The 18593-nt window shown below is 51.7% G+C and carries 17 protein-coding genes; 10 read left to right on the forward strand and 7 right to left on the reverse strand.

Going from position 1 to position 18593, the window contains the following annotated elements; genetic code table 11:
- Positions 1-91 precede the first annotated feature (91 nt).
- On the forward strand, positions 92-2128 hold the full coding sequence (locus WCV85_00260; protein MFA6473288.1) for an ATP-dependent helicase: 2037 nt from the start codon (positions 92-94) through the stop codon (positions 2126-2128).
- Positions 2129-2145: 17 nt separating this feature from the next.
- Complete coding sequence (locus WCV85_00265; GenBank protein MFA6473289.1) at positions 2146-2736, forward strand: transposase; 591 nt, start codon at positions 2146-2148, stop codon at positions 2734-2736.
- A 37-nt stretch (positions 2737-2773) separates the two neighbouring features.
- Here WCV85_00265 and WCV85_00270 read toward each other — a convergent pair whose 3' ends face one another.
- The 4 genes from WCV85_00270 to WCV85_00285 all read right to left on the reverse strand — a co-directional run bounded on the left by WCV85_00270 (position 2774) and on the right by WCV85_00285 (position 5523).
- Entirely contained in the window at positions 2774-3145 is a 372-nt protein-coding gene (locus WCV85_00270; protein MFA6473290.1) for a hypothetical protein, read from the reverse strand.
- 115 nt (positions 3146-3260) lie between these two features.
- The gene (locus WCV85_00275) at positions 3261-3890 is read right to left on the reverse strand and encodes a hypothetical protein (GenBank protein MFA6473291.1); all 630 of its coding nucleotides are present in this window, start codon (positions 3888-3890) and stop codon (positions 3261-3263) included.
- Between the two features lie 154 nt (positions 3891-4044).
- Positions 4045-4542, reverse strand: coding sequence for a 2'-5' RNA ligase family protein (locus WCV85_00280; protein MFA6473292.1), 498 nt, complete (start codon positions 4540-4542; stop codon positions 4045-4047).
- Positions 4543-4704: 162 nt separating this feature from the next.
- Complete coding sequence (locus WCV85_00285) at positions 4705-5523, reverse strand: hypothetical protein (GenBank protein MFA6473293.1); 819 nt, start codon at positions 5521-5523, stop codon at positions 4705-4707.
- A gap of 146 nt (positions 5524-5669) precedes the next feature.
- Between WCV85_00285 and WCV85_00290 the strand changes: the two genes are divergently transcribed.
- Positions 5670-6944 (forward strand): replication-associated recombination protein A, encoded by a 1275-nt coding sequence (locus WCV85_00290; protein MFA6473294.1) that lies wholly within the window; start codon positions 5670-5672, stop codon positions 6942-6944.
- A gap of 173 nt (positions 6945-7117) precedes the next feature.
- Here the strand turns inward: WCV85_00290 and WCV85_00295 are convergent, their stop codons facing one another.
- From WCV85_00295 to WCV85_00305, 3 genes are all read right to left on the reverse strand, one after another.
- Entirely contained in the window at positions 7118-7876 is a 759-nt protein-coding gene (locus WCV85_00295; protein ID MFA6473295.1) for an ElyC/SanA/YdcF family protein, read from the reverse strand.
- 167 nt (positions 7877-8043) lie between these two features.
- Positions 8044-8748, reverse strand: a complete 705-nt coding sequence (locus WCV85_00300; protein MFA6473296.1) for an NUDIX domain-containing protein — start codon at positions 8746-8748, stop codon at positions 8044-8046.
- 113 nt (positions 8749-8861) lie between these two features.
- On the reverse strand, positions 8862-9584 hold the full coding sequence (locus WCV85_00305) for a hypothetical protein (protein MFA6473297.1): 723 nt from the start codon (positions 9582-9584) through the stop codon (positions 8862-8864).
- Positions 9585-9675: 91 nt separating this feature from the next.
- Between WCV85_00305 and WCV85_00310 the strand changes: the two genes are divergently transcribed.
- From WCV85_00310 to WCV85_00340, 7 genes are all read left to right on the forward strand, one after another.
- A complete protein-coding gene (locus WCV85_00310; protein MFA6473298.1) occupies positions 9676-10047 on the forward strand; it encodes a DUF1003 domain-containing protein in 372 nt (123 codons plus the stop codon).
- Between the two features lie 53 nt (positions 10048-10100).
- Positions 10101-11387 carry a DUF3048 domain-containing protein gene (locus WCV85_00315; GenBank protein MFA6473299.1) on the forward strand — a complete coding sequence of 429 codons (1287 nt, stop codon included), beginning with the start codon at positions 10101-10103 and terminating at the stop codon, positions 11385-11387.
- A 1-nt stretch (position 11388) separates the two neighbouring features.
- On the forward strand, positions 11389-12261 hold the full coding sequence (locus WCV85_00320; protein ID MFA6473300.1) for a hypothetical protein: 873 nt from the start codon (positions 11389-11391) through the stop codon (positions 12259-12261).
- Positions 12258-12665, forward strand: coding sequence for a hypothetical protein (locus WCV85_00325; protein MFA6473301.1), 408 nt, complete (start codon positions 12258-12260; stop codon positions 12663-12665). Before WCV85_00320 ends, WCV85_00325 begins: the two co-directional genes overlap by 4 nt.
- 232 nt (positions 12666-12897) lie before the next feature.
- Complete coding sequence (locus WCV85_00330; GenBank protein ID MFA6473302.1) at positions 12898-13470, forward strand: DUF2238 domain-containing protein; 573 nt, start codon at positions 12898-12900, stop codon at positions 13468-13470.
- A gap of 8 nt (positions 13471-13478) precedes the next feature.
- Positions 13479-14798, forward strand: a complete 1320-nt coding sequence (gene murE / locus WCV85_00335) for a UDP-N-acetylmuramyl-tripeptide synthetase (protein MFA6473303.1) — start codon at positions 13479-13481, stop codon at positions 14796-14798.
- Positions 14799-15170: 372 nt separating this feature from the next.
- Entirely contained in the window at positions 15171-18584 is a 3414-nt protein-coding gene (locus tag WCV85_00340; protein ID MFA6473304.1) for a DNA-directed RNA polymerase subunit beta, read from the forward strand.
- Positions 18585-18593: the final 9 nt, after the last annotated feature.

Genomic DNA, 18593 nt, shown 5'->3' on the forward strand with positions numbered 1-18593 from the left:
AACATTTCTTGAAATGCGTCAAGCATAAACCGTCTCTACTTGTCAGTCGTGCGTTATTTATCGTCCGTTGTTTGCTACACTACTCCTACCTATGTCCACTGTGATTCTCCACCGCCGGCCAGCCAAGGACCTTAAAATTGACTACGCCAAAGAGCTAAATGCTGAGCAATTTGTCGTGGTGGAAAATGGCGATGGACATGTGCTGGTTTTAGCCGGTGCCGGGTCGGGTAAGACGCGGACCATTGTCTACCGCGTGGCCTGGCTCCTGGAGCATGGCATTAGCCCAGACCGGATTTTGCTGGTCACGTTTACCAACAAAGCCGCTCGGGAAATGCTCACCCGCATTCAAGAGCGCTTGGGCGGCGTTCCGAGTCCCATTTGGGGTGGGACGTTCCACCACGTGGCCAACCGGATTCTGCGCCGCTACGCCGACCGGGTGGGCCGCACCCCCAGCTTTAGCATTCTGGACCAGGAAGACAGCCGGAGTCTGATCAACGCGTGCATTGCAGATTTAAATATTGATACCAAGCAGCGACGCTTTCCCACGGCGAATGTTTTGAAGAACCTCATTTCCTTTTCGCGAAACACACGGCAGGATATTGCCGACATTGCTGTAGAGAAACTGCCCAACGCGCATGCAATTGTGGACCAAGTGGTCGGCGTGGCTCGGCGGTACGCCGAGCGGAAGGCGAAGCAGAACCTCATGGACTTCGATGACCTGCTCGTCCTCATGGTGGAGCTTCTGGCCAACCATGCCGATGTCCGCACCAAGCTCCAAGAGCAGTTCCAGTACGTCCTGGTAGACGAATTTCAAGATACGAACTCTTTACAAGGCGAGCTAGTGCGCAATCTTGCCAGCAAGCACGGGAATTTGCTGGTCGTGGGGGATGACAGCCAGAGCATTTACGCCTTCCGCGGCGCAGACATAAGTAATATTTTGCAGTTCCCCAAGACCTTTCCCGAAACCAAGCAGTTTCGCCTGGAGTCCAATTACCGTTCCACCCCGCAGATCCTCAAATTGGCCAACGCAGTTATCCGGCACAACCTTGAGCAGTTCCCCAAAGAGCTCCATGCCATGCGCCCAGCCGGGGATTTGCCGCAGCTCATTCCCTGCCGGGATGATGGGCAGGAAGCCACGTTCATTGCTCAGCGCATTTTAGAATTGCAAACGAACGGCACTGCGTTTCGCGAGATGGCCGTGCTCGTGCGCGCGATTAGCCACACCCAAGCTTTGGAATTTGAGCTCGCCCAGCGGGACATTCCATACATTGTGCGTGGCGGCTTGCGGTTCTTTGAGCGCGCGCACATCAAGGACGTGCTGGCCTACGTGAAGTTCATTGCCAACCCAGCAGATGAAGTTGCGTGGTTACGCGCCACCACCTTACACGTCGGTGTTGGACCCAAGACCGCGGGAGAACTTTTCAACCGCGTGCAGAGCTTGGGATCGGATACTGATCTGAAGACCATCAATTTTGTGTCGTTGGTGGACAAGCGGGGGATGAAGGGGATAGCCATGTTCCAGGCGGTGATTCGGAAGATGTTGGACACCGGAGTCATGGATGAAAAAAAGGAAAAAGTAGTGTACCTTCCGCAGGAGCTCATTCGTGTTGTGGCAACCGGGGAGTACATTGATTACCTGCGCACGCAGTACCCAGATGCGGATGAGCGTTTGCAGGACTTGGAACAGCTGGCCTTGTTTGCCAGCAAGTACAAATCCCTTAGCTCATTTCTGTCCGACGTGAGTTTGCAAGAAGCGTTCAGCGTGGGTGCGGTGAGCAGCGAGAATGATGACGCCATTGTGCTGTCCACCATCCACCAAGCCAAAGGCTTGGAATGGGAAGCAGTTTTTGTCCCTCGTCTGGTGGAAGGGAGCTTCCCCAATGGACGCGCCACGGAGGAGCGAAACGGCATTGAAGAAGAGCGACGGCTATTCTACGTGGCCACCACGCGGGCCAAGACCCACTTAGCGTTGTCCTACCCATTGGTCATCAATCCCACGGGCGCCATGCTCCTCACCCGGCCATCACGTTTCTTGGACGAAATTCCATCCAACGCCCTGGATCGGGTTGAGCTGCAGGAAGAAGGATTGGGGAATTGGGACGGGAGCGAAAGAATCATTCAGATATAACACCAAGTTTGATTTGCATGTCCCTCCCCCGGTTCCACGAAGATAGCTATGGACATTTTGTAACGACGAAGACCTTCCAAAGTCAGCGGCTATTTACTGATCCAAAAAATTGTCAGATGGTCTTAGATAATTTGGAATTTTACCGTCAGCAATTACACTTCGACGTGTTGGGGTACTGCCTCATGCCAGACCATTTCCATATGATTGTGTGGTGGGATGTGGATGCACACCCAAAGCTGACCATTGGGAAAATTATGCAAGGCATCAAGAGCCACTCGGCGAAGGAGATTGTTACCTACCACCAACTGGGTAGGCGAGGTCCCTTGACCTCGCCTGGTGGAAAACGCCCGGGTCAAGGGACCCGGGCTACCCACCCAGGGGTATATCCCAAGCGTCGAATGAGTGTACAGACCACCCGCATCTGGCAACCCTCCTTCTACGACTTTAACATCCATTCCGATAACAAACTCCGCCAGAAGCTCGCCTACATCCACAATAACCCGGTCACCGCAGGGCTTTGTAAAAACCCTGAAGACTGGCCGTGGTCATCCTACCGGCAGGTAGAGCTGGGTGAGCAAAGCAAAGAGGTTGCAATCACTACCTGGTAACAAAAAAAGACCAGCCTTGGTGGCTGGTCAAATAGGCTTACTGTACGTACGGTCGAGGGTCTTTTAAGAAACGACCGCTCCTACCCACCGCAATGTACTGCGGGATCTGGGAACCCTGTTCGTAATCACGCCGCTCGGCCAGAATGACGAAATGCAAGGTGTCCATGGAGTAGCGATAGTACGAGGTGTCCAAGTCGTCCTCCGGGTACATTGCTGGCAAATTTTCGTTCCAGCGACCTTCCCGGCAAAAGTGACTTTCCTGGTTGATCATGAGTTGCAGCAAGGTGCGTTTGGCGATTCCAGCTTGCTTTTCTTGAAGCGCATTCTCATCGGAACTTGTAGTTATTCCTATGAGGGAGGCGATCATAATGAACGAGATTGTGAACAGCATGATTTTCATTTTGGTCATTCCTGTCATGTTTCCTCCAAAGTATGATTTCATTTTCGTGTCACCATAGCCATGGTCAGGGGTATTGTCAAGCGCATAACAAAAACCAGCCTCATGGGAGACTGGTCAAAAAATTCTAAGGAACAAATCGCTCGGGTTGCAATCCAGGGAGCCGAGACGTTGCTAAACTGATTGCGTCTAGGCTGCGTTGGAGGTGGTCGTACTCTGGATGTACGCCCTTACTTTCATCGTAGGCGAGTGAAAATTCGTGTTGCACGCGTGCGGAGAAGTTTTCTGGATTGCCATACTTTTCGTATAGGGAACTTGCTGGGGAGATCGTTTTCCAGACAATTGCCGATGGAAAGGTATGCGCCATATCCGGGCACGTGGTGGTGATGCTGTCTGGGTACTCTAGGTAGGAGTCTGAAAAGGGACGGAGGAAGCTTCGTTCGACAATTTTTCCATTGGCATTTTGAACAAGCATCTTTTCCGGTTTCACCTTCAAGCTTATATACGTTCCGAAAACCAAAAAGAAAAGGAACATTGTTAGAGCAAAGGCGTGCGCTCGTAAAGGCGCTGGGTTGGAACTGTTTCTTGCTATGAAGCACACCGCACTCCAAATGAGGATTAGTAGACTCGTGAAGAGCTGAGTATAGCCAGGAGACGTTCGCCCAATCGAAATTGCCCAGCCGCCAATAAGTAGATTTAGTACACATATGACGAGGAACATCCAAATCGCGTACCAGGTCATTTTTTTCAGGTTCATTTTTCCTCCAAATTTTCAAGGCTCATTCAATTTCAAGACACCGTAACAAAACAACTAGACAGTGTCAATAGCAAAGCCCCTCCATTCGTCGTCCGTTGTCTGTTGTCCGTTGTTTACTAAAAACCAGCCCTCGGCAGAAGGCTGGTCATAAGTACTACAGGATCTCGTACCACGATTTCCCAATTTCTCTTTGGTAGATTGTCAGTTTATCCAGGATAAACGTCTCTTGGAAAGGTTCAGTCTGAAGCTCTGTCATTACCCGTTCTAGCTCGGGATTCGGAATGCCGCGGGCAATGGAAATATGGAAAACAATTTTTTTCCTTTCCAGTGGCTCACGAAGTTGGGACAGGTCTTCCTTCAACACCCGCAGTAATTCCTCAAGATCCGGGCTGAAAATTTTCAGGCAGGCGACATTCTCTTTTTGGTTCTGGAAAGAACTGTAGCCCTGGATTTTTATCCGAGCCTCCAACAAAGAGCCTGCTTGATTTAAGACACTCGCCTTTGTGCTAAAGCCAGGCACCTGAAACGGCGGGACAATGGTGATATGCGGTGGCAGCATTTGCTTCCGAAACTGCCACCGAGCTTGCATCATCGCAATGCGGCTTTTCAGCGGCTCTGGGACAAGGCCGACAATCAGGTATTCGTAGATCATGGCGTATTCCTTATGGGAAGAACATTTTTCCAATACATTTTTTAGGTAGTGAGCGTAGCAAATGTGCAGTCGGGGGTCAATGGTACGGCCTACACAAAAATATGTATGTGTTTAAATGAAAAAGCTCAGCTGCGGTGTTGCAACTGAGCTAAGGGTTCAATTTTATTCTTGAGCTTGGAATGCCCAGTGCACCCAGGCAATCGGCACATCTGCTTGTTTTGCTAATTCTTCAACACTCATATTGAGTTGCAGACGACACTGGTTTGCCTCGCGTATATCACCGTCATCCCAGCGTCGCTGTACTGGTGATTCGGCGTACGCCCGACGGAGCGCGTGGACAGCCCCATTTTGCCAGCCTTGCCTCCGGAGTTCTTCCAAGTCCTCGCGACTAGTCCCTAACCAGTGCAGAAAGCCCGGGATCGTGTCACGCGCAATGAGGTATCCAACTGTACTTTCAACAGAAAAAGAATCTACTCGTTCCAAGGCTCTTTCATAGCTATGCCGTAAATCGTAGAGGAAGCAAGAATCTTCCACCATCTGGAGCTGTGTGAGGGTTGGTTCCAGACCGCCAAACAAGCACCCATCTTTCTGCATGGCTTGTCGGAGTCGTTTCGTTAATGCACGCGCATCGGAGCAAGCCCACTCGTCACTGTAGTCTAAAGTTTTAAGTGTTTGCCACAGCCGCTGTGCGTCGTATGATTCTGACAGGCAAATGAGCGAGTCAACGTGCAGTGAGTCAGGACCGAAACTTTCTCCCAGCATAGTGACTTTTAAGAATCGAAGGGAATCCAGAGCCTGCCGACGAATGAGGTCCTCTTGGTAGCTTTGTTCCATTGATTGCATTCGACTTGTGTATGCCTGAGAAACCTCACGTTTTTTCTGCGCTACCGGATCCATTTTTTGCTTCTCGCAATACACCAGCAGCGACGACAAAATGACAATGAACAATAGGCGGACAGCCCAATAATGTCTACTCAACATTTCACCCTCCAGTCAATTTTGAATAAGCTTTTTTAAAATTCACCCAACCTTACCAACCTGCCCTGAGGTTGTCAAATGGAGTGAAAATGTATTTTTTAATCTCCGGGCATGGCAGCTCAGACCCAGGAGGAGTACAATACCTCCGCATGCCCAAAGACCTCTTTGACCACAAACTGGAAATGGATGTTGCCCAGCACGCTCCGCTGGCGGATCGTTTGCGTCCCAGTAAATTAGACGACTTTGTTGGCCAGGAGGAAATCGTGGGTGAAGGGAAGCTGCTTCGCAAAGCCATTGCCAACGATGAGCTCTTCTCCATGATTTTTTGGGGACCGCCGGGCAGTGGGAAAACCACTCTGGCGCGGATCATCGCCCAGCTCACCAAGTCGTACTTTGTGCAAATGTCCGCGGTGACCAGCGGCATTGCGGATTTACGTAAGGTTGTGGAATATGCCAAAGAGCGTCGCAAGCTACACGGAACCCGCACTATTTTGTTTGTCGATGAAATTCATCGGTGGAACAAAGCCCAGCAAGATGCGTTCTTGCCACACGTAGAAGATGGGACAGTGGTTTTGATTGGCGCTACAACCGAGAATCCTTCCTTTGAAATTATTAGTCCGCTCCTCTCCCGAACACGCGTTTTCGTAATGAAACGCTTGGGCATTCCCGAGCTTTCAAAAATTGTGAAGCGCGCACTATCCGATAAAGATCGCGGTTTGGGCAAACACAAAGTTGCGATTGCAGCCAAGGCTTTGGATTTGCTGCTCAGTGCGGGGAATGGCGACGCACGAACTGTACTCAATGCTTTGGAAATCGCAACGAAAGCAGCCAAGGCGGACAGCAAAGGGAAGAAGCATGTGGGTCTACCGGACATGGAAGACGCACTCCAACATAAAGCGCTGCAGTACGACAAACATGGGGAGGAGCACTACAATGTCATATCCGCGTTCATCAAATCCATGCGTGGGTCAGATCCAGATGCCGCGCTCTACTGGTTGCACCGCATGGTGGAAGCCGGTGAGGACCCGGAGTTCATTGCTCGGCGCATGGTGGTCTTCGCCTCCGAAGACGTTGGCTTGGCTGACCCAAATGCGCTTACCGTGGCCATTAATGTGATGCAGGCCGTAAAGCTGATTGGTTACCCAGAGTGTCAGATCAACCTTTCTCACGGCTGTGTGTACTTGGCCAACGCGCCAAAAGATAACTCGACGTACAAGGGTATGCTCGCAGCCAAGCAGGACGTGAAGGAGAGCATGAACGAGCCAGTGCCGCTGCACTTACGTAATGCGGTTACCGATCTGATGAAAGATTTAGATTATGGGAAGGATTACAAGTACTCGCATGACTTCGCAGCTGAAGAGGGGAAGCAAGACTATTTGCCCAAGAAGTTGAAGGGGAAGAAGTACTGGGAGAAGAAGGTATAGAGCCGCCTGCCCACCGAAGCTTCTGAGCGAAGGAGGGTAAGGCCATAGAGTCGTAAGTAAATACAATGCACCCAAGCAGCACGTTCTCTAACGTGCGGTGTTTGTTCGTTGTTTACAAAAAAACCAGCCTCCGGTGAAAGAGGCTGGCAGATGAACGTGCTGTATCGTTGCAATTAATGGTGACAGTGCTTAGTTTTTGATGTGAATTCCTGCTTTCGTGGGAATGGTCGGATATCATCCTTTTCTGCATAGGTGAGGATGCGTTCGATTTCACCCTCTACCTTTTCTGCAGTTGGGAATGAACAAACCTTCCGTGGAACACCGATAACCGGGAGCTTGTACTGAGCATGTTTCCTCGCCGCCGCCGCAGTCCGCCGCACGCGCGGGACATGGTACCAGGTTGTGACAACCAGGATGCGCCAATGGTCAATTATTTGTCGTAAATCATGGGCACCGTTGAACATATACGGGATTTTGTTGAAAGCTTCAAATTGCGTTTTGGTGTTGGCAGCCCCGCGCTTCCCACAGTCAAGGAGAATAATATTCGTTGCTGGCCAACCGGTCTGAAGTGTCACTTCAACCATCATTGGCAGCTGCTCGGTCTCACCGTTGAGAATGAGTAGGTAACCCTCTTCTTGAATCACTTTGGCAGTTATTTGCCGATTTGGTTTGCCCGCTTTACGCAGGTAAGACTTTAGGAGTTGATGGAGGAGCCAAACTGTCCATTCAACTCGGACGATATTTTCCTCCGTCTTTTCTAGCACTCGTTGCTTTGATCCGACTTCCTGCAGTGGCTTTGGCGGAGCAGAAAGCACCATCGCAGCTTTAACTGTATCAGAGAGAAGATCAAATTCTTCTTCCGTAAGCGCTTGGTTTTCCACAGCTACAAATTCCTCTAGCAGCACTTCCCGCGTCAACACTCGTTTTGTCAATGACAACCTCCTTCTAGGTTTTGCGTTTTTGTTCCAGCCACCGTATCATGTATCTTGTAGTTCGTCAATTGTGTTAGGGGCGGGCTGCATTAGACATTAAAAAAATATTAGCACAATAAAAAAACCAGCCTCGGTGAGGAGACTGGTATAAAGGACAAAATATGTAGCTATCCGGTGAAGGTCAGAAGACCCAGTTCCCGGAGCGCAGCGTAGCCAGTATCCCGGCCACCTGCTTCGTTATCGTACGAATTCGCGAGAAAGATCCAGTACTCAGCGAGCGGCATCAGCACAGGCTGCAGCTGTTCATTGCTATCCAAATGCATGGAGGTAATGATTGGCTCGTCGTTAGGACCGTACGCGGGGGTGCCAAGGAAGGGGAAGAAACGTTCGGTACTTTTTCGACCACTCAGACCCAAACCATTCGGGCTGGAGAGGGGAGTAACAGACGTGAGTTGCACGCCGGTTTCCTGTTGGGTTTCCCGCAAGGCACAGTCTGCCATAGACTCGCCTTTCTCTGGTATGCCCGCGGGTGGGGTGAGGGACACCTGCTCGAAACCGTGTTTGAATTCGCCGGTGAGGAGCACGTAGGATTCCTCGGGCGCGCGTAAGAGAATAAACGTACACGCCCAGTTCTTCGCTCTGGTTCGGCACCAAAGGTCAGAACCTCCATCCAGCGTGACCACCTCGATTTTTGGTGCGTAGGCAAGTTGCTTGCGCTGGTTCGGCAGTAGTTCCTCGGGATTGAGCGTTTCTAGGGGCTGGATATTGGTAACCAGCTTCTGCTGAATGCCAAGGGTTTGCAGCACCTCGTAAACGTTCGTGGCAGTGACGATGGGGAAGCCCCACCGCATTGGGATTGTAGCTGTTTCCACGGGAAGCAGCCTTTCCACTAGCACGGCTAGTGGCTAACAGGTTAGCGATACCTCTCGAGCTCGTGTTCCCCAACCTAGGGCGAGCACAAGAGTTTGTGAAGTGTTCTACGTGCTTATGCGTGGATGGGCAATCGGTTCAGGTACAGCAGCGCGCGGAGGGTTACCCCAACGGCACACTCTTCGTACGCCTGCCCGTTGCGAATGAGCATCAGCCACTCCGATACGGGCATGACCACTGCCTTAAGGAGGCCACGTGACTCGAGTTTCGATATCTTGCGCACAATGGGCAGCTTGGGAATACCCAGAAATGGGTAGTACCCCTGTGTCAGCTGTCGCGTGGAGACCCCAACGAGTTGCTGGCTCAGGGGAATGACGCGCTCGAGCTCAATACCTACTTCCTGGCGCAGAGTTCGTACAGCGCACGCCGCAAATGGGTCATCGCTTGCACAATCATCTGGAGTCGGTACGCCTGAGGGAGGCGAAATGCTCACCGCTTCAATGCCCTGTTTCCACTCACACACCAGGAGTACCAGATCATCAGTGCCATGGGGATTCGGCAATAGGGTGAAAGTGGTTTGCCAATTCCTCCCCGTCGCCCGGAACGCTACGTAGCGTTGTCCGTTATTCGGTTTGCAGAAGATGACTGCTTGGCTCTTGGGTGCGAATTGACCTAAGTCACGACGTTCGGCTGCCGAAAGATTTCGTTCGGCGTACTCCGGCAAGGGGATAGGCCCCTCGACGGTTTTCCATGGCACAATGCCGCTCTCCTGCAGAACTTCGTAGACGTTGTTCGCGCAGACGAGTGGGAACCCGTAGGCCTGTTCTTGGGGTGTCAAGGTATCTCCTTTTGCCTATTCTTTTTTTGCTTTTTTATTCCAATCACCGTATCATATATTTAGCAATTCGTCAACCCATCAGGAGGGGACTATGCCCAAACACCCAAAGAAAGTCTTTGAAGAAAAAATGACCGTTGGTGACCGGATTGCCGCAATCATTGCGCGGTTTACCGGTAACATGGCCTTCGTCTGGTGGCATGCGTTTTTGTTCGTCCTGTGGATTGGGTTGAACATTGCAGCAGGTGAGCTGGCTTGGGATCCGTACCCATTTAACTTTCTCACCATGGTGGTTTCGTTGGAAGCAATTTTCCTCTCCACCTTTGTTTTGATTGCGCAAAACCGAGAATCACGGAAAAATGAAATTCGGGAACAGCTGGACTACGAAGTGAACGTCAAAGCGGAAAAAGAAATCCAAGAAATAAAAAAATTACTGCAACTACTCAGCCGTACCAAGCGCAAGTAAGGGATAGCGGCGTGGTTGACGGCACAGGTTTTTTCTGCTATACTGCATGCAGAATGGAAAAACAAAAAGCCACACGCACAGTGCTGCTGAGCCTGGGACTTCTCGTCGCCGGGTGGTTTTTGTTTCACGCACCTGCAGCATTTGCTCTGGACACGGCAGGTGTCTACGCACCAAAAGTTGGCGGTAATGTTCTAGATCAACCTATGCTGGTGGCTGGCATTGCGCCGGTGAACAGCACGGTGTTCGTTTTTGTTGACGGGAAACTCTTGGGTGCCACCAAGACTGTGAAACCCAAAACGAAGAAAGCCACGACAGCAGCATTCTCCTTTACCTATAAGAAGCGGATTGGCGTAGGGAACCACACGTTGCAAACGCAGGTGGTTCGTGGGAAGGAAAAAAGTGATTGGACTCGGCAAACATTTATTGTGCCCAAAAACTGGCCCCGCAAACTTGATGGCATGATGGTGGCCACCCAGTACTGGAACCAGTTGCCCTACGGCATCATGATTGAAAATACTCCGGCGGCACGACCGCAAGCCGGGATGAGCCAAGCATCCGTGGTGTATGAAACCTTGGCCGAAGGCGGCGTCACGCGTTTCCTGGCAATTTTTCCCCAGGCTGTGCGGCCGAAGTCCGTTGGTCCTGTACGATCCAGCCGTCCGTACTACGTGGACTGGGCTAAAGAATACGACGCAATCTACATGCATGCAGGCGGCAGCCGAGATGCCTTAAATGAAATTGGCGCATTGAAAGTTCGCTCCTTTGACGGGTTGACGCGCAAGGGTGCGCCATACGTGACGCGGAAGTGCTACGGTGTGCACTGCTTGTTTACTGATGCTTCACGTTTGCTCAAGTTGGTACAGAATAACAAGCTTACGAACGTGAATGCAATTTCTACCGGGAGCTTATTCAAGAGTGATTTCACCTTCGCGCAGCGGCCCAATCATAAAAAAACTATTTCTATTGATTTCAATGGCCGAACCTACCGGGTGGACTGGACGTACGACCGCAAGACCAACCGGTACTACCGAAAGAACGGTGGCGTGGTAGCGAAAGATCGGAATACTGGCAAGCAAATCAACGCCGCAAACATTTTGGTGCAAAGGGTACCCAAGGAAAAAGTGCTTGATCGCAAGGGTCGCATTAGTTTGAAGTTGACTGGGAAGGGTGATGCGACATTATTCCGTGATGGCCAATCCATTGCTATGCGTTGGGAGAAGAAGAACGCCAGTGCCAAAACGCGGTTCTTCGTCAAGAGTTCAGGGAAGGAAGTGGAATTCAACCGCGGTGCCACGTGGATTGAGGTTGTGCCTGGCACGCGGAAGGTAACGTATAAGTAGAATGTTTCAGGTGTTTCCAAAATTGAAGGCAGAACTATTTATTTTTTACGCAACACTATCGATAGCGGCAGCGCTTGATTTTTTACTTATCAAGTACTTGCATGAGGATACCTCTCTCGGACTAGGAGGTATAGGTGAAGTCATGTTTCTGTTCGTCATCATTTGCCTAGAGGTAGTTGGCTTTTTGCTCCTCTATCGTAAAAAAATCGGTGGATTTGTATTACTTGTAGTCGCAAATTTATTTCGTGCTTTTGGATTATCAGAAGCTATTCGGTTCCTTGCAACTGGGTCAACGAAAGGGGAAACCTCAGCTGTGCTCGTGGGGCATGTGGGATCGATAGCCGTTTTTATCCTCATTATTTTGCTTGCCTTATTACTGAGAGATGAAAATGTCAACAAACCGAAAGACAAAAAACCATTGCATATTCCTCAGCGTTTAGCATTTTCTGCATTTAGCCGACTCACACAAAGGTTCATTGTCTATACAGGGCTTGTCCTACTGATAATCGACTGTATCCAAGTCTGGTCATTTTTCACTTTTGTTGATCCGCCTGGGTGGAACCCGGCTATCATTTTTGTAGCAGTAATTTTACAAATAGTTGGCGTACTACTTTTCTTTTATATTCAAGCATACATTGGCCTATCCATACTTGCTATCGGGCACTTTTTTCTACTTTTCTTCCTTGGCACATCAGCAAACCATGTACTTATTGGTGATCAGTACGCGACAACGCCCGTTGTATCAACCTTTTTTAATCTTGTATGGCTAGCAATACTTATCATTATTCCTGTTATCGGAAAGAATTTTTCAAATGAAGCAAGAAAGATTGCTGAAAGCAATGCAAAAGATTCTTCCATGATTGCAAATGTATGAAAAAAATATTTTTCATCATTCTTCCACTTGTTTTCATTCTCTCCGCCTGCACACTTGGAGATAAAGTGACGAATACGGTGAACGAAGTGGAAAATGATACGGGGACGCTCGTCAACAAAGCAACCGGCGTGACCGACCTGGCTACCAAAGCCGCAGCAGATTTGGCGTTTGCCAAAGCCCGGGCAACGCAGTTCTACTCATCTCTGAAAGCGCAGGGCGAAGACCTTACCAATGGCCCTTGTCTTTCTGATAGCCTGACCACCGGCTGGGTAGCAGATGTGGTGCACAATCCGCGGGAAGCAGTGGATGATCTGCCTGCAAACCAGTGCCCAAGCTTTGTGAATGGAACTGCAAAGCACTTTGTGGAATTGGATCTCAACGGGAATTTTGTTCGGGCAAAGTAGTTATCCACAGTCAGACCTGAGCACCTAATAGTTATGAGGTGTTTCTTTGGCATTTTCTCTTGTGCTTACCGATATAGCTGCTATACTAGAGACATGAAAGATCCCTTACGGATCAATTAAAAAAACATTGGTCAGTTAACTAGCCCTTTCGATAAATTTGCGCCCAATCACACATGTGATTGGGCTCTTTCTTTGTGCTAGGGTTATGGATATGACGTACCACCCCTTAACTATGTTGCGCATTGCCCGCTTTGCTTTTGCAGCGTGGCTGCTGGTGGAAATCCTCAGCTGGGCCGGTATTCTCCCGTTAACCCTGGAATTTACCTGGCTAGGCTTAGTCCTGACCGCATCCCTGGCGTGGCTGGCATTGGAAGTCATTTCTTGGCGACTGCGGAAGGTTGGCGCGGGTAACCTCTGGGGTTGGACCTTCCTTGCTGCACTCATCAGCCAGTGCACCGATGCCTTGGGGGACATTCTCCGCTTGTACGGTACACAGGCCTGGTATGATCAGGCTGCACATTTTGTAGGTGGCGCAGTTGTTGCCTTAGTGTTCTACAACATTTTTCACAACTTGCAGGGACACGGGAGCATGCGTTTGCCACCAAGCTGGATGTCTGCTTTTTCCATTTTCAGTGCCATGGCCATTGGCTCACTCTACGAATTGGAAGAGTACGGTGAAGACGTGCTGTTCCATAGCAACCGGCTAGGCAGTGCCTTTGATACAGGGAACGATATGTTCTTTAATACCATTGGTGCTGTTGTGCTGGTCGTCTGTCTGGTGTACTTCCGGCGAAAACGCGTATGAGAATGCAGATGCTCAAAAACTTTGTTCCCTCACGAGCAGTGATTGTCTACCATAGCCTCATTGCCAGAGTTGCAGCAGTGCGCGCTGGCCGACCGTCCAGAAAATTGCTGGTCATTGGAGTGACTGGGACGAAAGGGAAGTCCACAACCGTGGCCATGCTGGCGCACACGCTCACCGTGCTTGGGGAGCGAGTGGCTTTTTCTTCCACTGTGCAGTGGGGGATGCTGGGGAAGACCTGGCCCAACCGAAGCAAGATGACCATGCCGGGTCGGGGCGAGCTCCAGCGGTTCTTGCAACGTGCAGTGCGGGCAGGGTGCACGGCCGTGGTGCTGGAAGTTTCTTCCGAGGGTTTGCGCCAAGGCCGGCACCTTGGCATTGCGTTTGATGGCGCGGTATTTCTCAACCTCACACCCGAGCACATTGAAGCGCATGGCAGTTTTCGAAACTACCGCCATGCCAAAGAGCGCGTCTTCGCCAGCCTGAACCGCTCCTGGCGAAAAAAGCTTAATGGGAAATCAATTCCCACGGTCATCGCCGCTAATGTAGACGACCCAAACGCCTTTCACTTCCTGCGGCACGCTGCTGATCAGTACGTCGCGTGGTCTGTGCAGGGGACGGATGTGCGTACCCTGCCACGTCTCCAGGTGATGCAGGCAACCGATGTCATTGCTGATGCGCAGGGTTGTTCATTCCATTGCGGGGCTGCCGTAGTTCGCTTCCCTTTGCTGGGTATGCACAATGTGAGTAATGCCATGGGAGTTGTCAGCATCCTGCAGGGTTTTGGGTACGATATCAGCGCAATAGGAAAAGCACTTTCCTCTTTCACTGGTGTGCCTGGCCGTATGGAAGAAGTCCAGCTGAATGCGCCCTTCCGTGTGTTTGTTGATTACGCGCATGAGCCAGCGAGTTTGCAAGCTGCGTACGCGGCGGCACGACTTTTACAACCGAAGCGATTACTCGTCCTCCTTGGAAGCCAGGGTGGGGGACGAGACGTTGCGAAGCGGAGTGTGATGGGTGCGCTGGCCGCAGAACATGCTGACGTCGTCGTGGTTACGAATGAAGATCCGTACGATGAGCAACCGGAAAAAATAATTGCCGATGTTGCTGATGCCGCAGCGTCCGTTGGCAAAGCAATTGTGTACCGCATCACTGATCGTCGAGAAGCAATTCTTCGTATGCTCCAACTAGCAAAACCCGGTGACGTACTCCTCCTCACGGGCAAAGGTGGGGAAGAAGTGATGGCTGTCGCTGGTGGGAAACTGGTTCCCTGGGATGACCGAAGGGTAATACACGAAGAGTTTGAGAATCTAGCAAAACGCGCAAATTGAACCTAGGAATCTTCGCAAAGACCCTATAAATACAGGGGAATATCTTTGTCGGAAGTTATCCACACCCTCGTCCACACCCCCACCCTTGACAAGCAAGGGGTTTTTCTCGTACATTCCATTTATCCACATCTTGCTCTCCCCACACTTTTGTGTTGGGGGTATTGAGCCGCCCCCCAGATAATGACGGGGCAGAAGAAGCCACCAATGGCGCAATCATAAAAAACGTCGTAACGGATATAGCTTTCCGGAATTCGCATTGAACGGAAAGGCATTTTTGTAGTCTGCTCCGGCACCGCTTGACGGCCCTTGCATTCTCCGCATCCCTTCCTTCCACTTTTTCGTTTTTTCTTCCCAACGTTTCCCCCCACACGTATGTCGAAGAAGCGCCACTACATTCGCCACGAAGGTTCACAGACCCATGCCAACCGGCAGACCTTCACCGACCTCCACGCCGCCATTGCGCTGCCGGATCTCATTGAGATTCAGAAGCGGAGTTACCAATGGTTCTTTGAGGAAGGTCTGAAGGAGCTGTTTGATGAAATTTCGCCCATCCGCGATTTCATCGGCCGGGATTTGGAACTTTCCTTCCAGAGTTACTACCTGGATGAGCCGCGTTTCGACGAGCTCACCGCCAAGGCGAAGAATGTCACCTTTGAATCACCGCTCCGCGTTTCCACCAAGCTGATTAACAAGAAGACCGGGGAAATTAAAGAGCAGGAAATTTACCTGGGTGACTTTCCGCTGATGACCGAGCGGGGGACGTTCATCATTAACGGCATTGAGCGCGTGGTGGTAAGCCAGCTGATTCGTTCCGCCGGTGTGTTCTTCACGTCCGAGTTTATCCGCGGCCGCCGCTACTACGGGGCGAAGATCATTCCCAACCGTGGCGCCTGGCTGGAATTTGAAACGGATGCCCAGGATGTCATGTGGGTGAAAATTGACCGCAAGCGCAAAGCGCCCGTCACCGCCCTGCTGCGCGCGTTTGGCTTTGGGATGAACGAAGAGCTTATTGACTTGTTCAAGGATATTGATACGAACCCTGACCATCGCTTCTTGGACGCCACCATTACCAAAGATCCCAGTCGCACAGAAGCAGATGGGTTGAAGGAAGTGTACAAGCGCATTCGCCCAGGCGATTTGGCTACCACGGACAACGCCCGGGAACTCATTACCAAGATGTTTTTCAGCTTTGACCGGTACGACTTTGGTCGGGTGGGGCGCTACAAGCTGAACCAGCGCTTCAACTTCAACTTTGCGAATGATAAGGAGCACCGCGTGCTGCAGAAGGATGACCTGGTGGCTATCCTCCGCGAAATCATTCACCTGAACAATACCCAGAAGGATGCGGACGACATTGACCACCTGGGCAATCGCCGCGTCCGGGCGATTGGCGAACTCGTCCAGAATAAATTCCGCGTGGGGCTGTCCCGCATGGAGCGTATTATCAAAGATCGCATGTCCACCTTGGACATTACGACCATTACCCCAAACCAGCTGATCAATGCGCGGCCGATCATTGGGTCCATTAAAGAATTCTTCATGTCCTCGCAGCTCTCGCAGTTCATGGACCAGACCAATCCGCTGGCAGAACTGGAGCACAAGCGTCGGCTCTCCGCCATGGGGCCCGGTGGGTTGTCCCGCGAGCGTGCCGGGTTTGACGTTCGCGACGTGCACCGCACACACTATGGCCGCATTTGCCCCATTGCCACCCCCGAAGGTCCAAACATTGGTTTGGTCGGCCACCTCTCCAGCTACGCGCGGGTGAATGACTTTGGTTTCATTGAAACCCCATTCCGCAAAGTCATTAACACCGTTCCCAATGATGGGAAGGCAGCCGTGGGTGAAATTGCCCGTGAAGCGGTAGAAGGCATTGTGAAAGCCGGCGACAAGATTTCTGACACGCAGGCAAAAGCTCTGGCGAAGACCACAGCGGAAACCATTTTGGTGAAAGGCCGGGTAACCAAAGACGTACAGTACTTGGATGCCTTTACCGAAGAGCGACACGTCACCGCTGCAGCCACCACGCCCATTGGCGAAGATGGCTACTTCCTGACCGAGCGCACGGAAATCCGCATGCACGGTGAACCGACCACCGGGTCAACGGACAAGATTGACTACCTGGATGTGGCGCCAAACCAAATTATTTCCATTGCCACTTCCCTCATTCCGTTCGTGGAGCATGATGACGCGGCTCGCGCCTTGATGGGCACGAACATGCAACGCCAGTCCGTTTCCTTGGTGAAGCCCTCCGCGCCTTTCGTGGGCACCGGCGTGGAAGCCCGCGCTGCTCAAGACTCCGGTCAGGTGGTGCTGGCCAAGCAGGCAGGTGTGGTGACCGCTGTGGATGCCAACCATGTGGAAGTCCTGGAAGATGATGGCACGCTTCGCTCGTACCGGTTGGGCAAGTTCGTCCGGTCCAATGCTTCAACTTCCATGAACCAGAAGCCCATTGTGGACAAGCACCAGAAGGTAGCAGCTGGCGATGTGCTGGCAGACGGTGCAGCCACGGACCGCGGTGAATTGGCCTTGGGGCAGAATATGGTGGTGGCCTTCATTCCGTGGGAAGGTGGCAACTACGAAGACGCTGTGCTCATTTCCGAGCGCGTGGTGCAGCAGGATCGGTACACCTCCATTCACATTGAAGACTTTGTCATTGACGTGCGCGACACCAAGCTGGGGCCTGAAGTGGTAACCCGCGACATTCCCAACATTGGGGAAGAGAAGTTGCGGAACTTGGATGAAGAGGGGATTGTCCGCATTGGCGCGCAAGTGTCATCCGGTGATATCCTGGTGGGCAAAATTACGCCCAAAGGTGAAACCGAACTCTCTGCAGAAGAGAAGTTGCTTCGCGCCATCTTCGGCGAAAAAGCCAAAGACGTGAAGGACAGCTCCCTCTACCTGGAGCATGGCGAGCACGGCAAAGTGGTGGACATTAAAATTTTCTCCCGCGAGAAGGGTGACAAGCTCCCCTCCGGCGTCATTAAGAGCATCCAAGTGTCGGTGGCACAGCTCCGCAAAATCCAGGTGGGTGACAAGATGGCCGGACGGCACGGGAACAAGGGCGTCATTTCCCGCATCGTGGCCGTGGAAGATATGCCTGCCTTGCCGGATGGCACACCCGTTGACATTATTCTCAACCCGCTGGGTGTGGCCTCTCGTATGAACATTGGCCAGATTATGGAAGTACACTTGGGGATGGCCGCCAAGACCTTAGGCTACCGCGTGGTCAGCCCGCCCTTGGATGGTGTACCCGAAGATGTCATTCGCCAGCAGCTGACCAAAGCTGGGTTGCCCACCACCGGCAAAGTCCGTTTAGTGGACGGCCGCACGGGTGAAGAGTTTGAACAAGCCGTGACCGTGGGCGTGATGTACATGATGAAGCTCATCCACATGGTGGAAGACAAAATCCACCAGCGTTCCATTGGGCCATACTCCTTGGTGACGCAGCAGCCATTGGGCGGCAAAGCCCAGTTTGGTGGCCAGCGCTTTGGAGAAATGGAAGTGTGGGCACTGCAAGCCTACGGTGCTGCACACATGCTGCAGGAAATGCTCACCATCAAGTCTGATGACGTGGTGGGTCGCAGCAAAGCCTACGAGTCCATTATCAAAGGTGAGCCTATTCAGAAGCTGAACATTCCCGAAGCCTTCAATGTGCTGGTGCGGGAACTCAAAGGTCTGTGCTTGGACGTGGAACTTCTGGGTGCGCAAACTGCGCCCTTGGAAGAAGCCGTGCCTGTGCTACCTGATCCCACGCTCGTCCCGCCGCCAACGTCTCCGGACGCCTAACCGCCACGA

This window comes from Patescibacteria group bacterium (genome assembly GCA_041665345.1).
Classification (GTDB): domain Bacteria; phylum Patescibacteriota; class Patescibacteriia; order PEXW01; family PEXW01; genus JBAYJA01.

Bases quoted from the DNA above. Each gene is read 5' to 3' on its own strand.
- WCV85_00260 (MFA6473288.1), top strand. From the start codon at position 92: ATGTCCACTGTGATTCTCCACCGCCGGCCAGCCAAGGACCTTAAAATT.
- WCV85_00265 (MFA6473289.1), top strand. From the start codon at position 2,146: ATGTCCCTCCCCCGGTTCCACGAAGATAGCTATGGACATTTTGTAACG.
- WCV85_00270 (MFA6473290.1), bottom strand. From the start codon at position 3,145: ATGACCAAAATGAAAATCATGCTGTTCACAATCTCGTTCATTATGATC.
- WCV85_00275 (MFA6473291.1), bottom strand. From the start codon at position 3,890: ATGAACCTGAAAAAAATGACCTGGTACGCGATTTGGATGTTCCTCGTC.
- WCV85_00280 (MFA6473292.1), bottom strand. From the start codon at position 4,542: ATGATCTACGAATACCTGATTGTCGGCCTTGTCCCAGAGCCGCTGAAA.
- WCV85_00285 (MFA6473293.1), bottom strand. From the start codon at position 5,523: ATGTTGAGTAGACATTATTGGGCTGTCCGCCTATTGTTCATTGTCATT.
- WCV85_00290 (MFA6473294.1), top strand. From the start codon at position 5,670: ATGCCCAAAGACCTCTTTGACCACAAACTGGAAATGGATGTTGCCCAG.
- WCV85_00310 (MFA6473298.1), top strand. From the start codon at position 9,676: ATGCCCAAACACCCAAAGAAAGTCTTTGAAGAAAAAATGACCGTTGGT.
- WCV85_00315 (MFA6473299.1), top strand. From the start codon at position 10,101: ATGGAAAAACAAAAAGCCACACGCACAGTGCTGCTGAGCCTGGGACTT.
- WCV85_00320 (MFA6473300.1), top strand. From the start codon at position 11,389: ATGTTTCAGGTGTTTCCAAAATTGAAGGCAGAACTATTTATTTTTTAC.
- WCV85_00325 (MFA6473301.1), top strand. From the start codon at position 12,258: ATGAAAAAAATATTTTTCATCATTCTTCCACTTGTTTTCATTCTCTCC.
- WCV85_00330 (MFA6473302.1), top strand. From the start codon at position 12,898: ATGTTGCGCATTGCCCGCTTTGCTTTTGCAGCGTGGCTGCTGGTGGAA.
- murE (MFA6473303.1), top strand. From the start codon at position 13,479: ATGCTCAAAAACTTTGTTCCCTCACGAGCAGTGATTGTCTACCATAGC.
- WCV85_00340 (MFA6473304.1), top strand. From the start codon at position 15,171: ATGTCGAAGAAGCGCCACTACATTCGCCACGAAGGTTCACAGACCCAT.